The sequence below is a fragment of the Streptomyces malaysiensis subsp. malaysiensis genome (assembly GCF_040653035.1).
GTDB lineage: Bacteria > Actinomycetota > Actinomycetes > Streptomycetales > Streptomycetaceae > Streptomyces > Streptomyces malaysiensis.
Genome location: NZ_JBEZNG010000014.1, coordinates 180,872 through 204,328 on the forward strand (window position 1 = coordinate 180,872; position 23,457 = coordinate 204,328).

Sequence of the window (23,457 nt, forward strand, 5' to 3'; positions counted from 1 at the left end):
CCTCCGCCACCGCCGAGGAGATCGAGGCGCTGCCGGTGCCGGGGAGTTCCCGGGCAGCCGTGGCGCCGGCCGCCGAGACGGACATGTTCACCGGCCCCCTCAGATCACGGCTGTTGACCCCAGACCTCGGGTGTCCGGGGATGGAGGAAGCTCAGGTCTGTTCCACGTCGGCCAGCGCGGTCGGCAGCTGCTTGCGGCCCTTGACGCCCAGCTTGCGGAAGACGCTTGTGAGGTGCTGTTCCACTGTGCTGGCCGTGACGAACAGCTGTTCGGCGATCTCCCGGTTGGTCTGTCCGGCCGCGGCCAGCGCCGCCACCCGCCGCTCCGCATCGGTCAACGATGTGCTCCGCTGCGGCAGGCCGGCGTCGTCGATCCGGCCGGGCTCGCCCCCGAGTCGGCGCAGCAGCGGGACAGCACCGCACTGGGTGGCCAGGTGACGAGCCTGCCGGAGAACTCCACGCGCCCGGCTATAGCGTCTGAGCGCGCTGAGCGTGTCGCCCAGGTCGGCGAGCACCCGCGCTTGCTCGTACGGGTCGGGGCAGGGGAGCAGCAGCTCAGCCGCCTCATGGAGCAGGGGGATCCGCTTCGTCCGCGGGAGGTATGCCGCCTTGATCCGCAGCGTTAACGCGCGGGAACGAGGTCCCATCGGACGGGTGAGTTGTTCGTCGATGAGCCGCTGGCCCTCGTTCCGGTCGAGGCTGAGCAGCGCCTCGGCGGCGTCGACACGCCACAGGGCCAGACCAGGCACGTCAACATCCCAGCTGCGCATACGTTCTCCGCAGGTTTGAAACGCCCGGTGAGCCGATTCATATCGGCCCATCGCGAGGCTGTACTGGCCGTACGCCGAGAGCAGGTGCAGACCGAAAAGGCTGTCCTGGACGCCGTTCGGAAGCGGCTCGGCGAGCAGCTTCTCCGCACGCTCGAGTTCGCCCAGCCGGACAGCGGCGACCGTCTTGCTGCTCAACAGCAATGCGGCGGTGATGCCGAGCGACGGCAGTGACCGGCCGTCCAGGACGGTGCTACCAGCCTCGAACGCCGTGGCCAGGTCGCCGCGCCGCAGGGCGATCTCGGCGCATGGGCCGGCGTAGCCCGCTTCCGCCTCGTTCGATACCCCGGCATTCATGCTGCCCAGCTTGTCGGCCCAGATATGAGCGGACTCGGTGTTCTCCGCGTACAACAGGGCGATCAGCGCGGCGGGGATCGCGTCGGCTGCCGAGTCAGCCTGCCGCAGAACTGTTTCCGCCTGAGCGGTGGCAAGTTCTGGATGACCGTGCAAGGCGGTCATGGCCGCGTTGTCGGCGACCGCGCATTGCCAGGCCGCCTTCGGCAGGCTGGCGAGTTCGTCCGGCGTCAGCGGAGGTGGGCGCCGGTCCGAGCCGAAGGCGCCGGGAGAGAACAGCGCGAGAGTCACCTCGACAAATCGCAGGTGGGCCCGGTTCTGATCGGTGGTCGCGAGCGGGCGTTCCGACGCCAGCACCTCGGCTGCCTCGCCGGATCGCCCGCCGTCGGCCAGCCAGAAGACGGCCAGCGCCGCATGCTTGGGGGAAAGCAGACCGGCGCGGCCGGCGGCGCTCAGCTCGTCCATGTGCCGACTGGAGGCCAGCGGATTGCGGCGGCGCTCGATCGCCACGGCCTCGACCCGTAAGGCGGCCCGGGTGGAGACATCGTCGGAGGCCCGGTGAGCCAGTTGCAGGTATTCGGCCGCGTCGCCCAACTCGTTGCGTACGACCAGAGCCTTGCCGGCCTTGGCGAACATCTCCGCAGCCTTGGGCCCGTGTATGAGACCGGCGCCGACCTGGTGGTGCGCGAGCACTTCAACCGGCGCCTCGTCCAGCAGTTCCAGGGCGAGAGTGTGCAGGCTGCGTCGTTCCTGGGCGGACATGTCATCGAGCACCACCGAGCGGGCGGCCGGGTGCGGGAACTGCTGGTCGAGCAGCAGCCCGCCCTCAGTGAGGATCTTGGTTGCCCGGTCTATCGTCTCCGCGCTGAGCCCGCTTAGCCGGCGCACCAGCGTGGTGGTGGCGCTTGGGCCCAGCACGGCAGCCACTCGGGCGACCCGCAGCGCGACCGGGCCACAGCGGTAGAGCGAGCCGAGGTACGCCAGCCGGAACGCGCGGCCCGCCTCCAAAGCGCTCTCTCCGTTGGCCAGGGCCTCCCGCACATCGCTGATCAGTCCACGGCTGAGACTCAGATTGCCCCTGGTCGTTTTATACAACCCCGCGAGCACATCCTCGGCGAGGCCCGGGCCGAAGGCGGCGCGAGCCAGCTCCGCCGATTGCTCCGGTCCGAATGGACGCAGCGCGATCTCGTGGTGGTACGGCAGGCTGAGCAGCTCCGCCTTGAATCGTGACTGAGTAGGGGTGAGGCTGCGCAACTCGGTGAAGATCATGGATATCCGGGCCGGACGGACCCGGCGGGCCAAATGCAGCAGACAGTTCAAAGAGGCGGTGTCGGCGTGATGCACATCGTCGACGCCGATCAGCACAGGCCGGTCCACGGCAAGCGCCAGCAGGGCACGGGTGAGATCCCTGCGCAGTCGGTTCTCGGCCCTCAGCGACAGCTGCCCGCCCTGGGCTATCCGATCAGCCAGCCCCGGCGCCCGATGCGCGAGCGCCGGGTCGTCGATGAGCTGCCCGATCATGGCGTACGGCATAGCCCGCTCTTCTGGCGCGCACACCGCGCGCAGAATGATGGCCTCAGCCTTCGCGGCAGCCGCGTCAAGCAGTTCTGTCTTGCCGCAGGCGATTGGGCCGGTGACGGTGACCACGACGCCCTGGCCGCTGCTCGCTTGTTCCAGAGACCTCTGTAGAATACCGAGTTCGTCCTCGCGTGCGACGAGTTCGTATCCTTCACGGCAGGTACCGCTATACACAGCACCTGCCCACCGTCATCGCCTGAGCCCCCATCGTCTCCGCGGCGCGTTGGGGCCACCGGTCCGTCGTGGAGAACGGCGGCTGAGACGTCGTTGCCGTAGAACGTCTCCGCCCGCGTGCGGATGGTGTCCGGCAGAGGATGTGGGTTGCCCATTCGGGCACCCGATGCGGCCGCGGCCGGTGCCCCGCCAGCCCGTTCCCGCGGTCCCGCTCCTTGGCGTTGTCCTGCTCACGCACGAGCGCTCCCCTCAACGGTGGATACATGTCGGTACGGTACTCTTTCGCCGACACGTCCGGACTGGGTAGATCACCAGTGTCCTGCGCCGCTAGTCCGTCGTTAGCACTTGTGGCCCGATGGCGGATCATCCCCAGCCACCCGGTTCCCTCTGCCACGAACCGCGTGCTCATCGCTCATACTGGTGGCATGTCTGCCATGCCGACGGCTGAGCCGCCACCGTCCGCTGCCGAGGTGCTGCGGCAGCGCTATGTACGAAGGCTTCCCGGCGCGCTCGGCGAGCTGGCCGGGCCGGCGCATGGCTCCGTCCAGCTGCCGCTGCATGTGGCGTGGTCGGGCCTGACGCGGTTCGATCTGGACCGGCCGCGGTCGCGGATGAGCATGTACCGCACGGTGCTGGCCGAAGGGCAGCACGATGACCTGATCGCCCTGCTGAACCGGGACCTCCTGGTCACTCAGTGGCCTGTCCTGCGCACGTTGATCAGCCGCGCCATCCGCGATGTGTGGGAAGAGGCTTTCCCCGAGCTGGCTTCGGCTCGTCCGGCAGCCGCGGCGTGAACCTCAGCGATCTCCACCGTCGGCTCCTCTCCGACGTCCTGGCCATCGGCAGCCCGTACCCCCTGGTCATCACCGGCGGGGGCGGCGACCTGGTAGGGCCGGCCGGGGATGGTCCGGCAAACCCCGTCGCGGCGGCTCGGGCGGTAGCAGTGCAGCCGGTGTCGCTGCGGCTGCCGCGTCAGGAGGTCCACCACATCCCACCCGCGGCCGCGGGCGGGGTCCGCGCGCCGAGGGCGATGTTCGCCGACATCGACCTCGGAATCCATGCGCGTCCCGAGGTCGGGGGAGGTGTCCTCGTCGGGGGGACGGAGCCGGAGTGCGATCCGGGTCACACCCCTGGATTCGGCCCTCCGGCGAACGATGTCGAACCCGGGCGAGCGGCGAGGTGCGCGGGAGTGGTGGTCTCGACGAGGTCGCGGATCGCGGCCACGCCGCGGGTGATGCGGTCTTCGGACTCGCTGCCCACGGAGACCCGGATGTAGCGATCGCAGGAGTCCCCGTACCCGATGCCGGGCACCACGCTGATCGCGCTCTCCTTCAGCAGCCGGCCGGCGAACTCGGTGGAGTCGAGGCTGGATCCGCCCAGGGAGGCGAAGAGATAGAACGTCGACGTGCCGGGCAGGGTGTCGATGCCGTGGTCCGCGAACCAGGTACCGACGCGGTTGCGCAGTTGGACGGTGTGCTGGATCTGCGGTCTGGTGATGTCCAGAAGGTCGTCGAAACGTTCGGCGAGATAGGCGGCCAGAATGGTCGGCGCACAGGTGACCAGATGCTGGTTGATCTTCAGAACTTGGTCGGTGAGCCGCTGGTTGGCGATGAGGTATCCGATCCGCCAGCCCGAGACGCCGTAGTTCTTCGACATCGAGTTGACCGTGACCGTGTGCTCCTTGTCCGGGTCGAGCGCCCCGGCCGCGAGGAACTCGGTGCCCGGCGGCACGAACTCGTTGTACGCCTCGTCGACGATCAGCAAGAGCCCATGACGGTCGGCCAGTTCGTGCAGGTACACCAGCTCCGCCCGGGTGTAGATGTGCCCGCTCGGGTTGTTCGGGTTGTTGATGATGACGGCACGTGTGCGCGCGGTGATGAACCGTTCGAAGTCGAAGACCGGCACATCGTGGGGAACCATCACCGGCTCGCCACGGCACATACGGATCTGCGCCGGATAGCTCAGCCAGTACGGCTCCGGCACGATCACCTGGTCGCCGGGGTCGAGGATGGCCATGAGCGCCATGTGGATGGCGGCCTTCGATCCGGCGGTGACGATCACCTCGGTGTCGGGGTCCACCGGGAGCGCGAACCTGGTCTCGTAGTACTTGGCCAGCAGCCGCCGCAGCTCCGGCAGTCCCCGGGAGTGCGAGTAGTGGTGCAGACCGGGCGTCGTGAGCCCGTCGAACGCCGGCAGCGGCAGGTCGAAGAATGCCTCGCCGAGGGACAGCGTGATGATGTCCCGTCCGGCGGCCTTCATGTCGTAGACGAGGTTGTTGTACTGGACCGACAGTGCCTGGCCGATGTCCTCCATCAGCAAGGAGGTGCGCAACGGCTGCTTCGTCGCGGTGTGCGGCTGTCCCCCCATCAGATCGTCCTCGTCTGGCCACTGCCCCAGACCACGTTCTTCACGGTGGTGAGCGCGTCCAGCCCCATGGGCCCCCGCACATGCAGCTTCTGGGTGGAGACGCCGATCTCCACGCCATAGCCGAACTCCCCACCGTCGGAGTAGCGGGTGGAGGTGTTGACGAAGACGCTGCCGGAGTCGACCTCCCGGGTGAAGCGCCGCGCCACGTCGATGTCCTTGGCCACGATGCCCTCCGCGTTGGAGGTGCCCCACCGGCGGATGTGCGCGATGGCGCCGTCGGCATCGGGAACGACCTTGACCGCGAGCACGAGCCGCAGGTACTCGGTGCCCCAGTCCTCCTCGGTCGCGGCGACCGCCTTCGGCCAGACGTGCCGCACGGTCTCGTCGCCGCGGACCTCCACGCCCGCCTCGGCCAGTAGCTCGAGGACACCGGGCAGCCAGGACTCCGCCAGGTCCTCGTGGACCAGCAGGGTCTCCATCGCATTGCACACGCTGGGCCGGGAGGTCTTCGCGTTGATGGTCACCGCGGTCGCGATGTCCAGGTCGGCGGAGCCGTCGATGTAGGTGTGGCAGTTGCCCGCGCCGTCGATCACCGTGGGTACGGTGGCGTTCTGCTCGACGGAGGCGATCAGCTCCGGGCCGCCTCGCGGAACGAGCAGATCGACGTACCCCTTGGCGCGCATGAGTTCCATGGCGGCGTCACGGGACGGGTCGGATATCAGCTGAACGGCCGCGGCGGGCACTTCGTCGTGCTCGGAGACGGCCTCCGCCAGGGCCGCCATGATCGCGGCATTGGTGGCAGCGGCCATGGACGAGCCGCGCAGCACCGCGCAGTTGCCGGTCTTCAGACACAGCGCCGCGACCTCGGCCGTGACATTGGGCCGAGCCTCGTAGATCACCGCGATGACACCCAGCGGCTCCCGCACCTGCTCGACCAGCAGCCCGTTGGGCCGCGTCCAGCCCTTGACGACCTCACCGACCGGGTCCGCCAGCGATGCCACCGTGTGGACGGCCTTCACCAGGCCGGCCATCCTGCTCTCGGTGAGGGTCAGGCGGTCGATGAGGGTGGGGGTGACGCCGGCCGCGCGGGCGGCCCCGATGTCCTGCTCGTTCGCCTTGGTGATCGAGTCCCGGTGGCGCTCGATGGCGGCCGCCATGTCCAGGAGGACCTGGTTCTTCTGGGCCGTGGTCAGCTGCTTGACGGCGGCGGACGCCTCCGCGGCAGCACGGCAGATCTCGGTTACCGACACGACTAGCCCTCCAAAATCCGTACGTAGTCACAGTGGTTGAACAATGCAGAGGCAGGCCGGCCGCCGGCCCCGGCCTCCGCCGAGCTGAGGCGGACGCTGCCGCGGGCGATCACCCGGGAGTCCGAGCCGACGATGTCCACGACGTCGCCACTGCCGAACGACCCCTTGATCGCGTCGACGCTCCCGCCGAGCAGGGCTCGGCCCGACTCGATGGCCTGCTGCCCCGTGGCGTCGCAGACCACGGACCCGCTCGGGGGGTTCCGGAACGCACGCCACAGGCGGCCCAGATCGGGTGCGGTGGAGTGAGAGGTGCGCGGCGGGAAGACGGTCCCCGCCACCTCGTCGCCCCGGAAGGCCGCGACCAGGGCGGTGGAGTCCATGGCGTCGGCCACCACGGTGCGGACCCCGGCGTGCGTGGCGATCCAGCAGGCGCTCAGTTTCACGAGCATGCCGCCGGTTCCGCTGTCCCCGGTGGATCCCCCGGCCACCGCCTCGACCTCGGAGATCGGCCCCGTCACCTCGGCGATGCGCACGGCGTCCTCGCCGAGCAGCGGGTTGCCGTCGTAGAGGCCGGCCACGTTGGTGAGCAGCAGAAGCAGCCGCGCTTCGATGAACCCGCTGAGCAGAGCGGCCAGTACGTCGTTGTTGCGCACGCCCAGCGCGTCGTTCTCGTTGACGATGGGCACCATGCCCAGCGACCGCATCAGGTCGAGCGTGCGGCGGACGCCCCCACCGCGTTCCGGTGCGACGAGAGCGCGCGGCGTCAGCAGGATCTGTCCTGTCTCCAGGCCGTGCGCGGCAAATCGGGCGTGGAGCGCGGAGTACAGCACTCCCTGGCCGAGCGCCGCCGCGGTCTGTGCGGCCTCCGCCGTGTCCTGTGCCAAAGTGCTGTGCATGGTCCGGCCCAGTGCGATGGCCCCCGAGGTGACGAGCACCGGCGCCAAACCGGCCTCGATTCCCTTCGACACCGTCGCGCAGAGGGCGTCGAGCTTGACGGGGTCCACCTTTCCCCGAGTGATCAGGGATGAAGTTCCGACCTTGATGACGACCCGGTTGCCAGTGCCGTCGTTGATTCCATCCCGCATGGTCTCCTCGCCTGAACCTAGGCAGTCGATATGAGAGATCGGAGAGGCGGTGGCCGCTTCCAGGAAGAGATGGTTGCCGGGGGTGGTGTTCTCTCAATGTGCTGCCGATTCGCCGCCGCTGTCGGGCGCTCGCGCACCCGCGGAATTCAGCGCTTTCCATGACGTCCGCCCTTGCGCGGGCGGCTATTCGGCGCGTTGCGCCATATCGCCAACTGGCTAAACTCGCCCACGGGCTGATGCCTGATCTATCGGGAAGGTCACTTGTTCGGGACTTATCTGACGTCGTGCTGTGTGCCCCGGCCACGAGGCGGATCGGAATCGGGAGTTCCTATGGCAGAACCTACGGTGTCCAGCACTTCGTCGCCGGGACTGTCCCCACAGTCGCCCCCGGCGGACGCCAGCACGCGCAACACCTGGGTGCTGGTGTCGTTCACCGCCGTGACCAACCTGACCGACGGCGTGACCAAGGTGGCGCTCCCTCTCATCGCCACGTCACTGACCGACTCACCCGCGCTGGTCTCGGGTGTGCTGCTCACCCTGACCCTGCCGTGGCTGCTGGTCGCGTTGCATGTGGGCGTGCTGGTCGACCGGTCCGATCGCCGCAAGCTGCTGTGGCTGGCCAACGCCATGCGCATGACCGTGGTGCTCGGCCTTTTCACTGCCCTGGTGGCTGACGTGGTCAGCCTTCCCATGCTCTACGGGGGCGGGCTGATCCTCGGTGTCGCGGAGGTGATAGCCCTGACATCCGCCGCGGCGCTGGTCCCGGACGCCGTGGCACCGGCCGGTCGCGAGCGGGCCAACACCTGGGTGACAGCGGCGGAGACGCTGTGCAACGAGTTCGCCGGGCCGTTCGTGGGCGGCATCCTCGTCGCCGGGAGCGCTTCGATCGCGCTCGGCGCGACCATCGGCGGATATGCGCTGGCCATCCTCGTCCTTCCCTTCCTGGTGGGCCGGTTCCGGGTCCCGCGCCGCTCCGGCCAGCCGGAGTTGACCGTCAATCAGCAGATTGGCGAAGGTCTGCGGTTCCTGTGGAACCAGCGGCTGCTGCGGATGCTCTCGCTGACGGTCACCGGGCTCATCACCTGCTGGGCCGCCTGGTTCGCCCTGATGCCGCTGATCACGACGAAGGAGCTGGGCCTGAGCGCGGACCGTTACGGCATGCTCGTGGGGGCGCTGGGCGTCGGCGGTGTCGTGGGCACGATGAGCGTCGGCCTCGCCAACCGGCTCCTCGGCCGGCGGTGGGTCATGTTCGGAAACGTCTTCTTCTCCGCTTCCATGGTCGCTGTCCCGGCGTTGACCAGCAACGTTTGGGCCATCGGTGCGGCCGCGTTCCTCGGCGGCATGGGGGGCACCCTGTGGGTGGTCAACTCCCGCAGCATCAGTCAGACACTGGTGGGTGCCGAGTTGATGGGCCGCTACAGCGCCGCCGCCCGGCTCTTCTCCTGGGGCTCCATCCCGGTCGGTGCCGCGGTGTCGGGGGCGCTCGCCCAGTGGCTGGGGTACCGGGTGACGTTCGGCCTCTTCGCCGTGGCCACGGCGGTGGTCATCGTTCCCTTCCTGCGGGTCTTCACGCCGAAGGCACTCATCGAAGTCGAAGCGCGGATCGCTGCCCGCTGACGGTCGGGAGGAGGCCGGCTCTTTCGGCAAGCGACTCGGCATGTGACGGTCGACGCACGTCACAGGGCCGGCGCATCGACAGCACATCGAGAGAACAACTCGGCTCGGAAGAATCTCCGTGCAGGCGTCGTAAGCGCCCGGCGGGGCCCCTTCGCGGGCCGCGCCCGCCGTTATCCGTTGCACGAGCGGACCCACGCTCGGCGTACGAGCCATCGGCATGAGGTGGAGACAACGTGCTGATCACACCGACAGACCTTGATTCGAGGATCGCGCAATACGCCACGGCGGATTTCGTCGACTCCACATTGATCCAGGAGGCCGGTCTGGAGTCACTGTCGCTCCTGCGCCTTGCTGTTGAGGTCGCCGACGAGGATGCGGAGATCGACGCCGCGGGCCTGGTCGACGTACGGACGGTCGGGGACCTCAAGGTCTGGCTCATCAGCCTGTTCCCGAAGGACGCGGATGAGACCGGTGCCGCATGCTGAAGAACACCACGGCCCCTGGCGCGGCGGACCCGGCCCTGCTGCCGCTGACCAATGCCCAGAAGGGGCTGCTCGTCGTCGACAGCAGGGTGCCGACCCGCGAGATCTACAACCAGATCATGCAGTTCGACCTCGATCCGCGGCTGTCGGACGATGTCGTGGACCATGCCCTCGCGGTACTGGTCACGGTTCAGCCGGCGCTGCGCCAGGTCTTCGGCCACCTGCCGAGGATGCATTCCAGATTCACCCCTCCGCCGGAGACGGGACATGTGCCGGTCGAGCGGGTGGACGTACCGCCGGACGAGTACGCCGCCGCTGCCGAGGCATTGGCGAGGCGGCTCGGGCAACGCCCGTTCGACCTCGCGGCAGGGCCGGCCTATCGATTCGGATTCGTACGCGCCACTGACGGCTCCGCGGCCGCCATTCTGCTGTGCGGCCATCACCTCATCGGCGACGGCGTCTCGACGGGGCCGATCATCCGTGACCTGGAATCCGCGCTGACCTCGAAGCTCACCACGGAGGACATCGAGACGCTGCGCGAAGCACGCGAATCGGCCTTCCTCAGGGAACTCGAGGCGCAGAACCGGGCCTCCGGCTCGCCGGAGACGGCCGAGCAGGTCAAGGTATGGGCCGAGCGGCTGCGTGCTGTACCGCCTCTTGTGCTGAATCCCCGGCCGGGGCGGCCGGAGGAGACGGACTTCTCCGGCGCACGCCTTTCGTGGCTGCTCAGTGAGCGAGAAGCGATCGACTTCCAGGAGACCTGCAAGCGGCTCTCCGTCACGCCCTTCGTCCTGCTGAGCGCCGTCTACGGGGCCGTACTCGCCCGGCACGGCGGTGTGTCCACGGTCCTGATCGGCAGTCCCCTGTCGGCCAGGCGCACGGTCCGCTCGTACGACCTCTGCGGCTTCTTCGTCAACACTCTGCCGGTCACGGTCGACGTGGACTGGTCGCGCACGGTGGACGAGCACATCGCCGGGACCGTCCGGGAAGCCGTCGACTACTGCCGCGCCAGGGTCGCCGTCACGCTCGACCAGCTCGTGGCGGGTGTCGGACAGGACCGCACCAGCAACCGCAACCCCTTGTTCTCCTGCATGCTCGCGATGCAGGACACCTTCGACGGGAAATCGACCGGCGCCGTCGTCGGGGTGCGGGAACCCGGCAACGGAACGGCGAAGTTCGACCTGTGGCTCGGTGCCACGAAGGTGGAGAGCCGCTGGTTGCTGGAGCTCGAGTACGACCGGCATCTGATCTCGGAGGCTGTCGCGGACGCGCTGCTCGCGTCGCTGCGCACGGCACTGCGTCGCACGCTCGAAGACGGCACCCGTCCGTTGGCCGATCTGTTCACCGACTGGATCACCGATGGCGACCTTCCGGGCACGGCGGTCGAGCCGGCGGATGCCGGCCGTCCGGCACCGGTTCCGGCAGGCGGTCTCGCGGAGTGGATCGAGCAGGCCGCTCGCCGTACGCCCGACGCGATCGCCGTCGAGGAGCCCCTGCGGAACCTGACGTACGGCGAACTCCTGGCCGCCGCCGGGCGAACCGCCGACGGACTGGCCCGGCAGGGCGTCACACCGGGGCAGGTCGTCGGCCTGTGCCTGGACGGGCTGTGCGACACCGTGATCGCGATGCTCGCGATCCTGCGCCGCGGTGCCACCTATCTGCCGCTGGACACGAGCCTGCCGTGGGAACGCCTCGCTCATATGGTGGACCAGGCAGGTTGTCGCCTGATCGTCGGCCGCGGCATCGGCCTCCCCGGGACGCGCACCACCGGCCTGGCCGAACTCTCCGTCCCCGGCGACGGGCCCCGTGCCGTGGGCGGCTCCGCCGACTCGGCGGTGTACCTGATGTTCACGTCGGGATCGAGTGGCGTCCCCAAGGGGGTGGTGATGGGCCACCGGCCCCTGCTGAACCTGGCGGCGTGGCAGATCTCCGCCATGGAGCACGACGCGACGACGCGCTTCCTCCAGTACGCGCCCCTCGGCTTCGACGTCTCTTTCCAGGAGATCATTCCGACACTCGCCTCGGGCGGCACCGTCGTCTCCCGCGAGCCGGCCGACCGGCGGGACTTCCCGGCGCTGATCCGGCGCGTCGAGGAGACACGGGTCAGCCACGTCTTCCTGCCGGTGGCGGCCCTCCGCCCGTTCGTCCAGGCCGCACGTCGTGCCTCGGCCCGCTTTCCCGGCCTGCGGCGCGTCTGCGTCTCCGGTGAGCAGCTCCTCGTCGACGACGAGATCCGCCGGTTCTTCGCCGACCACCCGGAGTGTGTGCTCGTCAACCTCTACGGTCCCACCGAGACCAACGCCGCCACGGTGCACGAGATGCGGGGCGACGACGCGCGGTGGCCCGCCCACGCACCGATCGGCCGCCCGTTGCCGGGTGTCGCGGCGTACGTGGTCGACGGGACGGGCCATCTCGCACCCGTCGGCGTACCCGGCGAGCTCCACCTCGGCGGCGTCAGCCCCGCGGACGGCTATCTCGACGCGGAACGGACGGCGGCCGGCTTCCTGCCCGACCGGTTCTCCGGCGACGCCGCCTCGCGCATGTACCGCACAGGTGACCAGGTGGTGCGGGACGCCGACGGGACACTGATCTTCCTCGGCCGGCGGGACGGCCAGACGAAGATCCGCGGTTACCGGGTGGAGCTCGGCGAAATCGAGGCGATCGCCAACACCGCGGCCGGAGTCAGGCAGTCCGTCGCGGTGGCGAGGGGGCTCGGGGCCGACCGGGAACTGGTCCTCTTCCTCGATGCGGAGCCGGGCGCCGACCCCGATCACGCGGAGCTCCAGGCCCGGATCTCCGCGGCGCTGCCGTCGTACATGTCGCCGTCCTGGATCTTCGACACCGACGGGATACCGACGTCGCGCACCGGCAAGACCGACCGGGAAGCCCTGGCCGCCCTGGCGGACCGGCTCATCACCGAGCGGAAGACGAACGCGGCCACGACCGCGGTCGAATACGCCTCCGATCTGGAGCGCGGACTGGCCGCCATCTGGTCGTCGATCCTGGGGACCGACAGCATCGCCCGCGACCGGTCCCTGATCGATTACGGAGCCCACTCCCTGAACATCTTCACGGCCTTCGCCGAGATCGAGGAGGAGTACGGCACGACGGTCCCGGTACCCGAGTTCTTCCGGTCGCCCACCATCGCGACGCTCGCCGAACTCGTACGGGCGAGCCTGGCCGAAGACGCCCGGGACGCACGAGACGCACGAGACGCCCGGGACGCACGAGATGCCGACGACGCCGAAGGCGAGGCCCGGGCATGACGGCCGCGGCTGTTGCCGGGACGACAGCGGCGACTCGGCCTCCAACAGCCGTCGTCAGCGGCGGAACCCGCGGTATCGGCCTCGCCTTCAGCCGCCGTCTGGTGAAGCTGGGTTTCCGGGTGAACGCGCTGTACCGGTCCGACGAGGACGGTGCGCGCGGTGCGGTGCGGGAGTTGGGCCCCAGGCTGAACACCGTACGGGTGGACCTGTCCGACGGAGCCTCGGTGGCCGAAGCGGCGGAGGCCGTTGTGGCGGAGTACGGGCCGCCGGTGGTCCTGGTCAACAACGCCGGGATGAACGTCGACCGGCCGTTCCTGGAGATGAGCCACGACGACTGGCGGCGGGTCATCGACACCAACCTCTCCGGTGTCTTCTATCTGACCCGCGCGCTCGCCCCGGCGATGGTGGACTCCGAGACCGACGCGACGATCGTCAACGTCGGCGCCACCACGGGCATCCGCCCCCGTCGCAACGGCGCCAACTACTGTGCGAGCAAGGCGGGTCTGCTGCATCTGACCAAGTGCCTCGCGCTCGAACTGGCCCCCCGCGTCCGGGTCAACTGCCTGATCCCCGGCAACACCGAGACCGACGAACTGGTCGAGCGGTTCAACCTGAACGATCCGGACGCCCGGCGCGGAATGCTCGACGAGATACCGCAGCGGCGGATCGCCGACCCGGAGGAGATCGCGGACGCCCTCGAATTCCTCGTCGGCCCGAACAGCGCGTATATGACGGGACAGAAGCTCGTCGTGGACGGCGGACAGTTCATGTGGTGACGGGCGCACGGCGGCACGTCCGGGCGCGAGCAGTACCCCACTCCTTGGACCTCTCGATCAGCGTCTCCTCCGGAAGGGAAGCACCATGACGACCCGCACCCTCTACGACTGGTTCCGGGCCTCCGCCGAGGCGCGTCCGGAGGACCCGGCCCTTGAGGTGCTCGACGTCACCCTCACCTACGCGGAACTGCGGGCCGCCGCCGAGTGGATGTCGGCCCGCATGGTCGAAGCGATGGGTGGCCGGCCGGATCGAGTGGGCCTGCTCACCTCACGCACCGCGGTCAGCTATGTCGCCTATCTGGCGGTGCAGCGGCTCGGTGCCACCGCGGTGCCGCTGAATCCCGCCGCCCCGGCGTCGCGCAACGTCGACATCACCAAGGAGGGCGGACTCGATCTCACGGTGTTCGACGACACCGCGGGTGACGGCGCGGCGGAGTACCGGCGCGACGCCGGAGTAGGGCTGCTCGACATGACGGGCGAGAAGTGGCGCCCCCTGCTCGCACCGGACCCCTCGGACGACATCCCGGACCAGGTCCACCAGCCCGAGACCGGCACGGCGTACATCATCTTCACCAGCGGAACCACCGGCAGGCCCAAGGGCGTGCCCACCACGTACGCCAGCGTGAACGCGTTCCTCACGGAGGTCATTCCGCGCTATGAACTCGGCCCCGGCTGCCGGGTTTCGCAGAACTTCGAGATGTCCTTCGACGGCTCGGTGTCCGAGATGTTCAGCACCTGGGGGTCCGGCTCGACCCTCTGCGTGGCGCAGCACGGTGATGTGTTCACCCCGGTGCGGATCGTCAACACCAGGCGGCTCACCCACTGGATGTCGGTGCCGTCCGTCATCTCCTTCGCCAAGCGCCTGCGGGCACTGGCCCCCGGAAGCATGCCCACGCTGCGGCGTGGCCTGTTCGGCGGGGAGAGGCTCGGCGTCGACCAGGCCGAGGCTTGGTGCGCCGCGGCGCCGAACGCGGTCATGACCAACTGCTACGGCCCGACGGAGACCACGATCGTCATCACCGGGTACGAGGTTCCGCGGGAGCGGGCCGACTGGCCGGAGACCACCAACCGGTCCATCCCCATCGGCCTCCCGCACCCGCGTATGGACTGGCTCCTGCTGGACGAGGACCTGCGGCCCGCCGACGACGGTGAGCTGTGTGTGCGTGGCCCGCAGCGCTTCCCCGGCTATCTGGACCCCGGGGAGAACGCCGGGCGGTTCGTCCTGATGGAATCGGGCTCGGACACCGACCCGGACCGCGGCCGCGTCCACGACGGCCGGGAGCCGGTCACGCCGGAACACTACTACCGCACGGGCGACCGGTGCCGGCTCGAGGGCGGCGAACTGGTCCACCTCGGACGCGTCGACGGACAGGTCAAGATCCGCGGCAACCGGATCGAACTCGGTGAGATCGAGTCGGCGCTGCGGTGTCACCTCTCGATCGAGGAGGCCATAGTCCTCGTCGTCCCCGCCGCTGATGGCGAGAACGAACTGCGCGCCGTGTACACCGGCAAGGAGGTCCCGGCGGACGAATTCACGAAGCTGGTCTCCGCCCTGCCCCGCTATATGCGTCCGCGCAGCTACCACCACCGCGAGTCGCTCCCGCTGACCACCGTCGGGAAGGTGGACCGCAAGCGGCTGACCGACGAGTTCGCGGCCTGACGAGGGTTCAGTGTCCGACCCGACCAGTTGTTGTACAAGTCACCGAGTGACCGAGGAGACGAGTGTGAACGCCAGACCTCTGGTCATCCCGGCGACGGCCCAACAGGCCGCCCGCTGGAATGCGTTGCGGAGCGCAAGGGATCGTTCCGTGTACCACATCACCTGGCGACTGGGGTGCGCCGGACGCGTCGACTTCGACGCCCTCGCCGCCGCCTGGCAGACGGTGACGGACCGCCACGACAGCCTGCGCGCCCGGTTCGTCGCGCACGACGGCGAGTTGGACATGGTCATCCAACCGGCGTTGGACGTTACCGCGCGGCTGGTCGAACCGGACGTACCGGACGTTGACCAGGCCGCTCAGGAGTTCCTGCGCCTCGCCGTGGAACTCCACACACAGGAGTTCCATCTGGACGCGGGCCCCTTGGCCCGGCTGGCCCTGGTCAGGATCGGGGCGCGGGAAGAACTGATCCTGACGGTCCATCACATCATTGTGGACGGCTGGGGGACGACCGTTCTGCTCAACGACCTCTCCGCCGCGTACGCGAGCCTGGTCCGAGGCGAGAAGCCGGTCTTCATCAGCGACGCCGTCACTTTCCACGGCTACGCCGAGAAGCTGCGCTCGGAGGAAGAACGGGGCCGATGGCGACGAAGCCTCGACCATTGGCGTACGGCACTTGACGGGGCCGTCCTCACCACGGTGGCCCACGATCGCGAGCCCCGCCGGCCCACGGCGGTCGGCGATCCCGGCAGGACCGTGCAATACCGGTTCACCTCACAGGCCGACTCGGGACGTGCGGCACTGGCCCAGGAACTCGGTGCCACTCCGTTCTCCGTGATGCTGGCCGCCTGGCAGATCGTTCTGGCGCGGGGCGGGGAACGCGAGCCGACCGTCGGGGTCATCACCATGAACCGGAGCACCCGCAGCGAGCAGGCACTGGTCGGGTTCGTCAGCAACTCCTGCCTGGTCCGCGCCACGGTCGACGATCAGGCATCGATCCGTGAGGTGGCCACGGCGGCACGGGAGGCGACCTGGAACCTGCTGGCCCACCAGGGCGTGCCCTTCCCGGTCGTGCACGCGGCCCTCCCGGAGGAGACCCGGTCACGCCTGGCCAACATCAAGCTGACCCTCAACTACCTCGGGCCGATCGGCCGGGACCTGACGCTCGGCGACATCGGCCTGACCATGCTCCAGGGCCCGAACCGCGCCGCCCGGGCCGATATGACCGTCGCCTACTGGGACGGCGACGACGGGACCCTCGCCGAGATCGAGTACAACACCGAGGTCTACGAGGAGGAGACCGTGGTGCGGATGATGCGCGACATGGATGACGTCCTGGTCATGGCCGCGGCGGACGTGGACCGCCCGGTGGGCGGAGTCCGGGTGCTGACCCGGTCCGCTCCCGCCGCACGGTAGATCCGCTCGCGCCCAGCACGCAACGCATTCTGTCAAGAGATTCGATCAAGGTCCCGGTCCTGTCGGATGTGACCAGGGCGTTGAGAGTCTCCCGCTCTCGGCGGTACCACGCTCCCAGAGTCGGCCTCGGCTGTTCCCGCGCGGCGATGGCGTAGTGGTCGACAACGCGTTGTACGGCCTCGGTGGCCTCGTGGTCCGAACCTGTGATCTCTCGCGCCAGGGCCCGGACACTCTGCGGAACGCGGTAGCGGTCGATCGCGAGCGACTCGATGAGCCCGGCATCGACAAGCCGTTCGGCGATCTTGTGCGCCTCACCCTCCGTCGTACTGAGAAGCACGGCCAGCGCCTCGACGGTGACCATGGTCAGATCCAGGAAGCCCAGTCTCCGCAGTGCCGTCACCGCTGTCACCGCCGTCCCGCCCGACTCGTCGGACAGAAGGGGGAGGCTCGCCAGCAGTGAGTCGCGCAGGCTGACGTTGCCGCCGGCCAGGAAGTCGAGCCGCTGGTGCGGCTCGGCCACATACCGTGCGAAGTCCGCGACCGACCAGTCGGGCCGTGTCGCGAGCCGGTCGGCGGCGAGGCGGAGCGCGAAGGGCAGGTAATCGCAGGACCTGGCGAGTTCGGAAGCGGGGGCGGGTTCCGCGTCGATGCGCGCTACGCCAACGCTTCGCCGGAGCAGGTCGATCGAGGCGGACACGGTCAGCCGTCCCAGACGCAGATGCATGAGCCCGTCCACGCCTCCTATGGGCGAGCGGCTCGTGATGAGAAGTGAGCAGCCCGGCGGCGCGGCGCGGAATCCCTGGATCTGGTCGGAGTCGCGGACGTTGTCGAGCACGATCAAAGCCCTGCCCCCGGCCGGACCGGCCCACGTATGCGGCGCCGCCGCGCCACCGCCGCCCTGCTCCGTTCCGAACGAACGCAGCACAAGCCGCATCGCCTGGTCGGGCCGCAGGGCAAAGTCGCCTGTCGTACCCCGCATGTCCACATAGACCTGCCCGCCGGGGAAGTCACCGGCCGCGGCATGCGCGGCCGCGATCGCCAAGGCGCTCTTGCCCGATCCCGCCAGCCCGTGGATCGCGACCGCCGGGCGCCCCTCCGCCAAGTACTCGGCGATCGTGGCCAGTTCGGACGTCCGGCCGACGAACAGCGAGGGCTGGTGCGGGAGCGGACACGGTGCCGCATCCGATGACACAGCACGCTCCCTGGGACCGGATGCCGTCGCGCCATGCGGGGCGCCCCGGTCGTTCAGACGCGGATCCTCTTCCAGGATGCGCTGCTGAAGCTCGCGCAGCGGCCGGCTCGGATCGATCCCCAGCTCGTCGGCGAGCAGGTGGTGGAGGTCCCGGTACGCCCCCAGCGCCTCGGCCTGTTGCCCGGTCCCGTACAGCGCCATCATCAGGTGCTCGTGGAGCCGTTCGCGCAACGGGTGCTGGGCGACCAGGAGTTTGAGTTCGGGCAGTACGTCCTCGTGTTGCCCCAAGGCGATCCGCACGCCGAAGTTCGCCTCCATCACCGCCAGCCGGGACTCCTCCAGACGCGCGGACTCGGCCATGATCGAGGAGGTGAGGGCAACGTCGGCGAGGGGCGAGCCCCGCCAGAGTTCCAGCGCGGCGCTGAAGGACTTCATGGCCTCGACCAGATTCCCCGAGGCGCGCTGCGTGCGGCCGGAGGCGACGAGTGACTCGTACTCGTGGAGGTCGAGGCTCCCGGGAGGCACGGCCAGTTGGTACCCGGCGGGCCGGGTGAGAAGGGTCTGCCCGGCGGGGTCGCCGATGGCGGCGCGCAGCCGCCACACACAGCCGGCCAGCAAGCGGCCCACGTGGCTGGAGGGTCCGTCGCTCCACAGCTCCGAGTGCAGCTGCTGTGCGGGAACCAGATGGTTCGCGTTGAGGAGCAGCAGTGCCATGAGCGCGCGCTGCTTGGCGGCCTTGATGGGGACCCAGTTGTCGCCGTCGTGGTACTCGACCGGCCCCAGAATGCGGAACTTGATCGATGGTTGACTCATCGTTCGCCTCCCTGTCTCGGATCTCGCCGGCCCGGACGGCGACGATCGGTGTGTCGGGCCGACCGCGTGGGCTCAGTCCGACAGGACCAGCCGGGGGGCGTGGATCTCCAGCCAGGTCGCCAAGTCGAGCCAGCGCTCCAGGCCGGTGCGGGTCGCGCCGTCGACCTCGTCGGCGGTCCGGGCCACCGTCTGCTGCACCCACGCCTGGTCGGTGAGCGTGTGCACGGCGTGACCCCGGTCGGCGAGCACCTCCTTGGCGTGCTGCTGGAGCGCGGCCGTGTAGAACGGGTCGCGGGTGGATGGGTAGGGGGCCTTGCGGCGCTCCACCACCGACCGCGGCAGCAGATCGGCGGAGGCCGCCCGCAGCAGGCTCTTCTCGCGGCCGTCGAAGGTCTTCATCGACCACGGCGTGTTGAAGACGTACTCGACCAGCCGGTGGTCGCAGAACGGCACCCGGACCTCCAGGCCCACGGCCATGCTGAGCCGGTCCTTGCGGTCCAGCAGGATGCGCAGGTACCGGGTCAGATGCAGGTAGCACACCAGCCGCATCCGCGCCTCGAACGCGTCCTCGCCGGCCAGCCGGGGGGCTTCCGCGACCGCCTCCGCGTACCGCCGGCGGATGTAGCCGGGCAGGTCGAGGGCGGCCAGCAGGCCCTTGTCGTACACCCCGGTGCCGGTGTGCGGGCTGGTCACATGCGTGTGGTCGACCCAGGGGAAGGTGTCGGCTCGCTGGGCCTCGGGCTGGTGCAGCCACTTGTAGCCGCCGAACACCTCGTCGGCGGACTCTCCGGACAGGGCGACCGTGGAACGTTCCCGGATCGCCTTGAACAGCAGGTAGAGGGAGTTGTCGGCGTCGCCGAACCCCACCGGCAGGTCCTTCGCGGCCACCACGGCCCGCCGTACGGCCGGATCGGCCATGCTCTGGGCGTCGAACACGAGGTTCTCGTGCGCGGTGCCGCAGTGCGCGGCGGTCTCCTTGGCGAACGGGGCGTCGGCGTCCGCCCGGAAGGGGTCGGCGGTGAAGTTCTCCTCGTGCCGGGCGAAGTCGACGGAGAAGCTGCGGATCTGCTCGCTGTCGCCGAGTTCCCGCTGGGCGAGCGCGGTGATGGCGCTGGAGTCGAGGCCGCCGGAGAGCAGGGTGCAGCGCGGCACATCGGTGACCAGCTGGCGGCGCACGATGTCGGTGAGCAGCTCGCGCACCCGGGCCACGGAGGCGGCCCTGTCGTCGGTGTGCTCGGTGGCCTCCAGCCTCCAGTAGGTGTGGGTGCGTTCGCCGCCGCGGTCGACGGTGACCAGGGTGCCCGGCCGGATCTCCCGCATGCCGCGCCACACGGCGTGCCCGGGGGTACGGATCCAGGCGAACGCCTCCCGCAGCCCGTCGAGGTCGACAGCCTTCTCCGCGCAGGGGTGCGCGAGGATGGCCTTGGGTTCGGAGCCGAAGAGCACTCCGTCCCGGGTCGGGTAGTAGTACAGCGGTTTGACGCCGAGGCGGTCCCGGACGAGCAGCAGCCGCTCGGTGCGGCCGTCCCAGACGACGAAGGCGTACATGCCGTTCAGCCGCTCGGCCAGCGCCTCGCCCCACTCCAGGTAGGCGTGCAGCACGACCTCGGTGTCACTGCGGGTGCGGAAGGTGTGGCCGCGGTGGCGCAGTTCGTCGCGCAGCTCGACGAAGTTGTAGATCTCGCCCGTGTAGGCGAGGGCCACCTCGCCGCCGCCGGTGTCGTAGGACATCGGCTGGCGGCCGCCCTCGATGTCGATGACGGCGAGCCGGCGGTGGCCGAGTGCCACGTGCGGCCGGGTCCACAGGCCGGAGTCGTCCGGGCCGCGGCAGGCCATGGTCGCGGTCATGGCGGCGACCGTCTCCCGCTCCTTTCGCAGGTCCCGTCCGTAGGAGACCCAACCGCTCAGACCGCACATGGCGTTCGCCTTTCTGTGTGACGTCGTCTTACGTCTCGGGCCCCGGGCGGGGTCGTCAGCCGAGGTGGTGGGGGAGCGGGATGTCCGGTGCGAGCGCGGGGTCGGGCACCGGGGCGCCGCGTACGAGGCGCACGGGGACGACGCCCGCCCACAGGCCGAGCGCGGCGTCGGGGCTGTCGCCGTCGTCCGGCGGTCCGGTGCGCAGCTTGACCGACGCCTCTTCCAGGCTCAGGGCCAGCAGCGTCGTCGCGGCCAGTTCCTTGCGGCTGGGGCGGCGGGCGTAGTCCCACTGGCCGGGCTGGGCCTGCTCGGTGATCAGGCGCAGCCCGGCCAGGGTCTCCTCCGGGTCGGTGACCGGGCGTGGGACGCCGTAGATCATGGCGCTGCGGTAGTTGATGCTGTGCTCGAAGAGCGAGCGGGCCAGCACGATCCCGTCGACGTGGGTGACGGTCACGCAGACGGTCCGGCCCGGGGCCGAGGTCAGGCTGCGCGCGGCGACGGAGCCGTGGAAGTAGAGGGTGTCCTCGGCGGCGCCGTACACGGTGGGTACGACCACGGGGGCGCCGTCGACGACGACGCCGAGGTGGCAGACGAACCCGGCGGCGAGGACGGCGTCCAGGTCCGCGCGGGCGGTGCGGCCCTTCTCCTTCATACGGCGCAGACGTGTCCGGTCCGTGACCGGGAGTTCGGTGCCGAGGGGCTGGTGCGGGGAAGTGCTCAAGGTGTCACCTTCGCTGTGTGCCGGGGGCGGAGCGGTCACGGTGTGGCACCCTGCCACCGCGGCAGACACCGCACGGCGGCCGCCGCCTCTTCGGCGGCGCCAGGCGCCGTCTTGAAACCGGCTCCGGACCAGCACGCGGCCACCACGACCGGGGGCTCACCGGGAAGAAGGCCCAGGAACGGCCCGTCAGGATGGTACAGGTCGGCCCCGAACCGCCCGCCCAGGTACGGCGCTCGGGAGACCCAGGGCCAGCGGTGGACGACCCCGGCGCGGATATGGGCGACCTGCTCGTCGGTGAGGGCGTCGCCGACGCCGGCCGACACGTCCCACTCCTCGACCGGTCGGCCGGTCAGCTGACCGCCGGCGAACGGCTCGTCCAGCTGCGGGCGGCCCCAGATGCCGCAGGTCAGGTCGCTGACCGCGGGCAGTGGCCGGCCGGGTCCGCGGAAGAAGGCATAACGGATGCGTTTGGTGCGGGGGGCCGGGCCGCCGGGGCGGGGCGGCAGCCGGTCGCCGAGCAGCGCCGGGGTCCCGCCGCCCGCCGCCACCACGGCACAGCGGGCGGTCAGCTCGCCCGCCGGGGTGCACACGCGCACCCCGCGCCGGTGCGGCTCCAGGGCGTGCACCGGTCCCGGGGGCAGCAGGACGGCCCCGTGCCGCAGGGCCCGGGTGAGATACAGCGCGGCGGTGCCGACCGGGTCGGCGTAGCCGCCGCCCGGCTCCCACACCGCGGCGGCCACGCCGTCCGCGGCCAAGTCGGGCCAGCGCACGCTCAGTTCGCGGGGCGTGAGCAGGTCAGCCTTGATCCCGGCCGCGGACAACTCGCCGATGCCGCGTTCGGCCTCGGCGACATCGTCGGGGCCCAGCAGCACCACCGAGCCGGTGCGGCGGAACCCGGCCGACCGGGGCGGGGAGGCGGTGCCCCACAGCAACTGGTGGCTGCGCACGGCCAGGGCGCGTACGACGGGCTCCGGTTCGTACGCCCGGACCAGGCCCCCGGAGGCGCGGGTGGCCGACCCGGCGCCGGGGCCGAGGTCGGCGACCGCCACGCTGAGGCCCGCCGAGGCCAGTTCCGCCGCGGTGGCGGCGCCCACCGCACCGGCGCCGACGACCACGACGTCGTACCCGGTGACCGGGGCTCCGGCCGGGCGTGGTGCTGCCGGGGCCGAGAGCAGGGCGACCGGGACGACCTCCCAGCCGGCGTCGTCGTCCGCGTCGACGGGATCGCCGTCCGCGTCGAAGGAGAGGCGGGCGGCCGCGCGGACGGCCGCGAGGAGCCGGTCACCCGTGGCGGCCGGGTCCGAGCGCAGGGCCCGTACGAGCGCCGCGAAGGCCGCCTCGACCTGGCGGTGCGGGCCGCCGCGCAGCCGTACGACCCGGGCGGAAGACGCCGGGGCGCCGAGCAGATCGGCGAATTCCGCCACGGCGCAGTCGTCGGTGAAGAACAGCGGCCCGTCGTGCCCGTCCGCGCGCAGGCGCCGGGCCGTGTCCGCCGCGCCGTGGTGGGTGCCGCAGACGACGAGAGCCTGGCCCGTCGCGGCCGGGTCCGGGGACAGGGCGGCGAACCGTTCGGCGAGCCGGCGCCCGTAGGGGCTGCCGTCGTCGACGGCGGCCAGGGTGCCGATGCCGAGGTCCTGGGCGGCCCGGCGGATCGCCGCGGGCTGACCCAGGTCATGCGGGCACCAGCGCAGCGCTCCACCGCCGCCGGAGGCGAGCAGGTCCGGGTCGGTGGCCAGCGGCAGCAGCACCGGGAGACCGGCCCGCCGGTAGTGCGGCAGGGCCCGTGCGGCGCCCAGGCTGTTGAAGTGCCCGATGACGGCTCGCACGACGGGCTCCGCCGTCAGGGCACGCGCGACGCCTTCGGCCGCGTCGGCGTCGCCCCGGTCGTCGTGGAACTCCCAGACGACGCCCGGATCGCCGTGGTCGGCAGCGGCCCGGGTGAGCAGCTCGCCCCAGGCCGCCCGCGGACCGCTGAAGGGTCCGACGACGGCCACGCGCACCTCGGTGTCATCCTGTCGTGCCATG

At 70.3% G+C, this 23,457-nt stretch carries 15 protein-coding genes and 1 pseudogene; 8 read left to right on the forward strand and 8 right to left on the reverse strand.

The window, feature by feature from the left end; genetic code table 11:
- Positions 1–151: 151 nt before the first annotated feature.
- Positions 152–2,872 (reverse strand): helix-turn-helix transcriptional regulator, encoded by a 2,721-nt coding sequence (locus AB0E24_RS26390; RefSeq protein WP_359380540.1) that lies wholly within the window; start codon positions 2,870–2,872, stop codon positions 152–154.
- 434 nt (positions 2,873–3,306) lie between these two features.
- Here AB0E24_RS26390 and AB0E24_RS26395 point away from each other — a divergent pair, with 434 nt between their 5' ends.
- The gene (locus tag AB0E24_RS26395; RefSeq protein ID WP_093701017.1) at positions 3,307–3,666 is read left to right on the forward strand and encodes a hypothetical protein; all 360 of its coding nucleotides are present in this window, start codon (positions 3,307–3,309) and stop codon (positions 3,664–3,666) included.
- Positions 3,663–3,746: pseudogene (locus AB0E24_RS46025) on the forward strand (nucleotidyl transferase AbiEii/AbiGii toxin family protein); the annotation flags it as partial. The gene AB0E24_RS26395 and the pseudogene AB0E24_RS46025, both read left to right, overlap by 4 nt.
- Positions 3,747–3,994: 248 nt before the next feature.
- Here the strand turns inward: AB0E24_RS46025 and AB0E24_RS26400 are convergent.
- Genes AB0E24_RS26400 through proB form a run of 3 tightly spaced genes read right to left on the reverse strand, consistent with a single transcriptional unit; the run spans position 3,995 to position 7,574 of the window.
- Complete coding sequence (locus tag AB0E24_RS26400; protein ID WP_100804695.1) at positions 3,995–5,239, reverse strand: pyridoxal phosphate-dependent aminotransferase; 1,245 nt, start codon at positions 5,237–5,239, stop codon at positions 3,995–3,997.
- Positions 5,239–6,489, reverse strand: a complete 1,251-nt coding sequence (locus AB0E24_RS26405) for a glutamate-5-semialdehyde dehydrogenase (RefSeq protein WP_174884242.1) — start codon at positions 6,487–6,489, stop codon at positions 5,239–5,241. The genes AB0E24_RS26400 and AB0E24_RS26405 overlap by 1 nt, the downstream gene beginning before the upstream one ends.
- 2 nt (positions 6,490–6,491) lie before the next feature.
- Positions 6,492–7,574 (reverse strand): glutamate 5-kinase, encoded by a 1,083-nt coding sequence (proB, locus tag AB0E24_RS26410; protein ID WP_359380545.1) that lies wholly within the window; start codon positions 7,572–7,574, stop codon positions 6,492–6,494.
- A gap of 330 nt (positions 7,575–7,904) precedes the next feature.
- Here proB and AB0E24_RS26415 point away from each other — a divergent pair, with 330 nt between their 5' ends.
- The 6 genes from AB0E24_RS26415 (at position 7,905) to AB0E24_RS26440 (ending at position 16,789) form a co-directional block, all read left to right on the forward strand.
- Positions 7,905–9,191: an MFS transporter gene (locus AB0E24_RS26415; RefSeq protein WP_093700804.1), complete on the forward strand. Its 1,287-nt coding sequence runs from the start codon at positions 7,905–7,907 to the stop codon at positions 9,189–9,191.
- 233 nt (positions 9,192–9,424) lie between these two features.
- Positions 9,425–9,676 carry a hypothetical protein gene (locus tag AB0E24_RS26420; RefSeq protein WP_197710358.1) on the forward strand — a complete coding sequence of 84 codons (252 nt, stop codon included), beginning with the start codon at positions 9,425–9,427 and terminating at the stop codon, positions 9,674–9,676.
- Positions 9,670–12,939, forward strand: coding sequence for a non-ribosomal peptide synthetase (locus tag AB0E24_RS26425; RefSeq protein ID WP_359380549.1), 3,270 nt, complete (start codon positions 9,670–9,672; stop codon positions 12,937–12,939). The genes AB0E24_RS26420 and AB0E24_RS26425 overlap by 7 nt, the downstream gene beginning before the upstream one ends.
- On the forward strand, positions 12,936–13,715 hold the full coding sequence (locus AB0E24_RS26430; RefSeq protein WP_359380552.1) for an SDR family NAD(P)-dependent oxidoreductase: 780 nt from the start codon (positions 12,936–12,938) through the stop codon (positions 13,713–13,715). The genes AB0E24_RS26425 and AB0E24_RS26430 overlap by 4 nt, the downstream gene beginning before the upstream one ends.
- Before the next feature lie 85 nt (positions 13,716–13,800).
- A complete protein-coding gene (locus AB0E24_RS26435) occupies positions 13,801–15,375 on the forward strand; it encodes an AMP-binding protein (RefSeq protein ID WP_359380555.1) in 1,575 nt (524 codons plus the stop codon).
- 64 nt (positions 15,376–15,439) lie between these two features.
- Positions 15,440–16,789 carry a condensation domain-containing protein gene (locus tag AB0E24_RS26440; RefSeq protein WP_359380558.1) on the forward strand — a complete coding sequence of 450 codons (1,350 nt, stop codon included), beginning with the start codon at positions 15,440–15,442 and terminating at the stop codon, positions 16,787–16,789.
- Here the strand turns inward: AB0E24_RS26440 and AB0E24_RS26445 are convergent.
- The 4 genes from AB0E24_RS26445 to AB0E24_RS26460 all read right to left on the reverse strand — a co-directional run bounded on the left by AB0E24_RS26445 (position 16,713) and on the right by AB0E24_RS26460 (position 23,456).
- Complete coding sequence (locus AB0E24_RS26445) at positions 16,713–18,794, reverse strand: AfsR/SARP family transcriptional regulator (RefSeq protein WP_359380562.1); 2,082 nt, start codon at positions 18,792–18,794, stop codon at positions 16,713–16,715. The genes AB0E24_RS26440 and AB0E24_RS26445 overlap by 77 nt on opposite strands.
- A 72-nt stretch (positions 18,795–18,866) precedes the next feature.
- Entirely contained in the window at positions 18,867–20,711 is a 1,845-nt protein-coding gene (asnB, locus tag AB0E24_RS26450; RefSeq protein ID WP_359380564.1) for an asparagine synthase (glutamine-hydrolyzing), read from the reverse strand.
- A gap of 55 nt (positions 20,712–20,766) precedes the next feature.
- Positions 20,767–21,363 carry a pyridoxamine 5'-phosphate oxidase family protein gene (locus AB0E24_RS26455; protein ID WP_100809030.1) on the reverse strand — a complete coding sequence of 199 codons (597 nt, stop codon included), beginning with the start codon at positions 21,361–21,363 and terminating at the stop codon, positions 20,767–20,769.
- A gap of 104 nt (positions 21,364–21,467) precedes the next feature.
- Positions 21,468–23,456 (reverse strand): FAD-dependent oxidoreductase, encoded by a 1,989-nt coding sequence (locus AB0E24_RS26460; protein ID WP_359380567.1) that lies wholly within the window; start codon positions 23,454–23,456, stop codon positions 21,468–21,470.
- Between the last annotated feature and the right edge of the window lies 1 nt (position 23,457).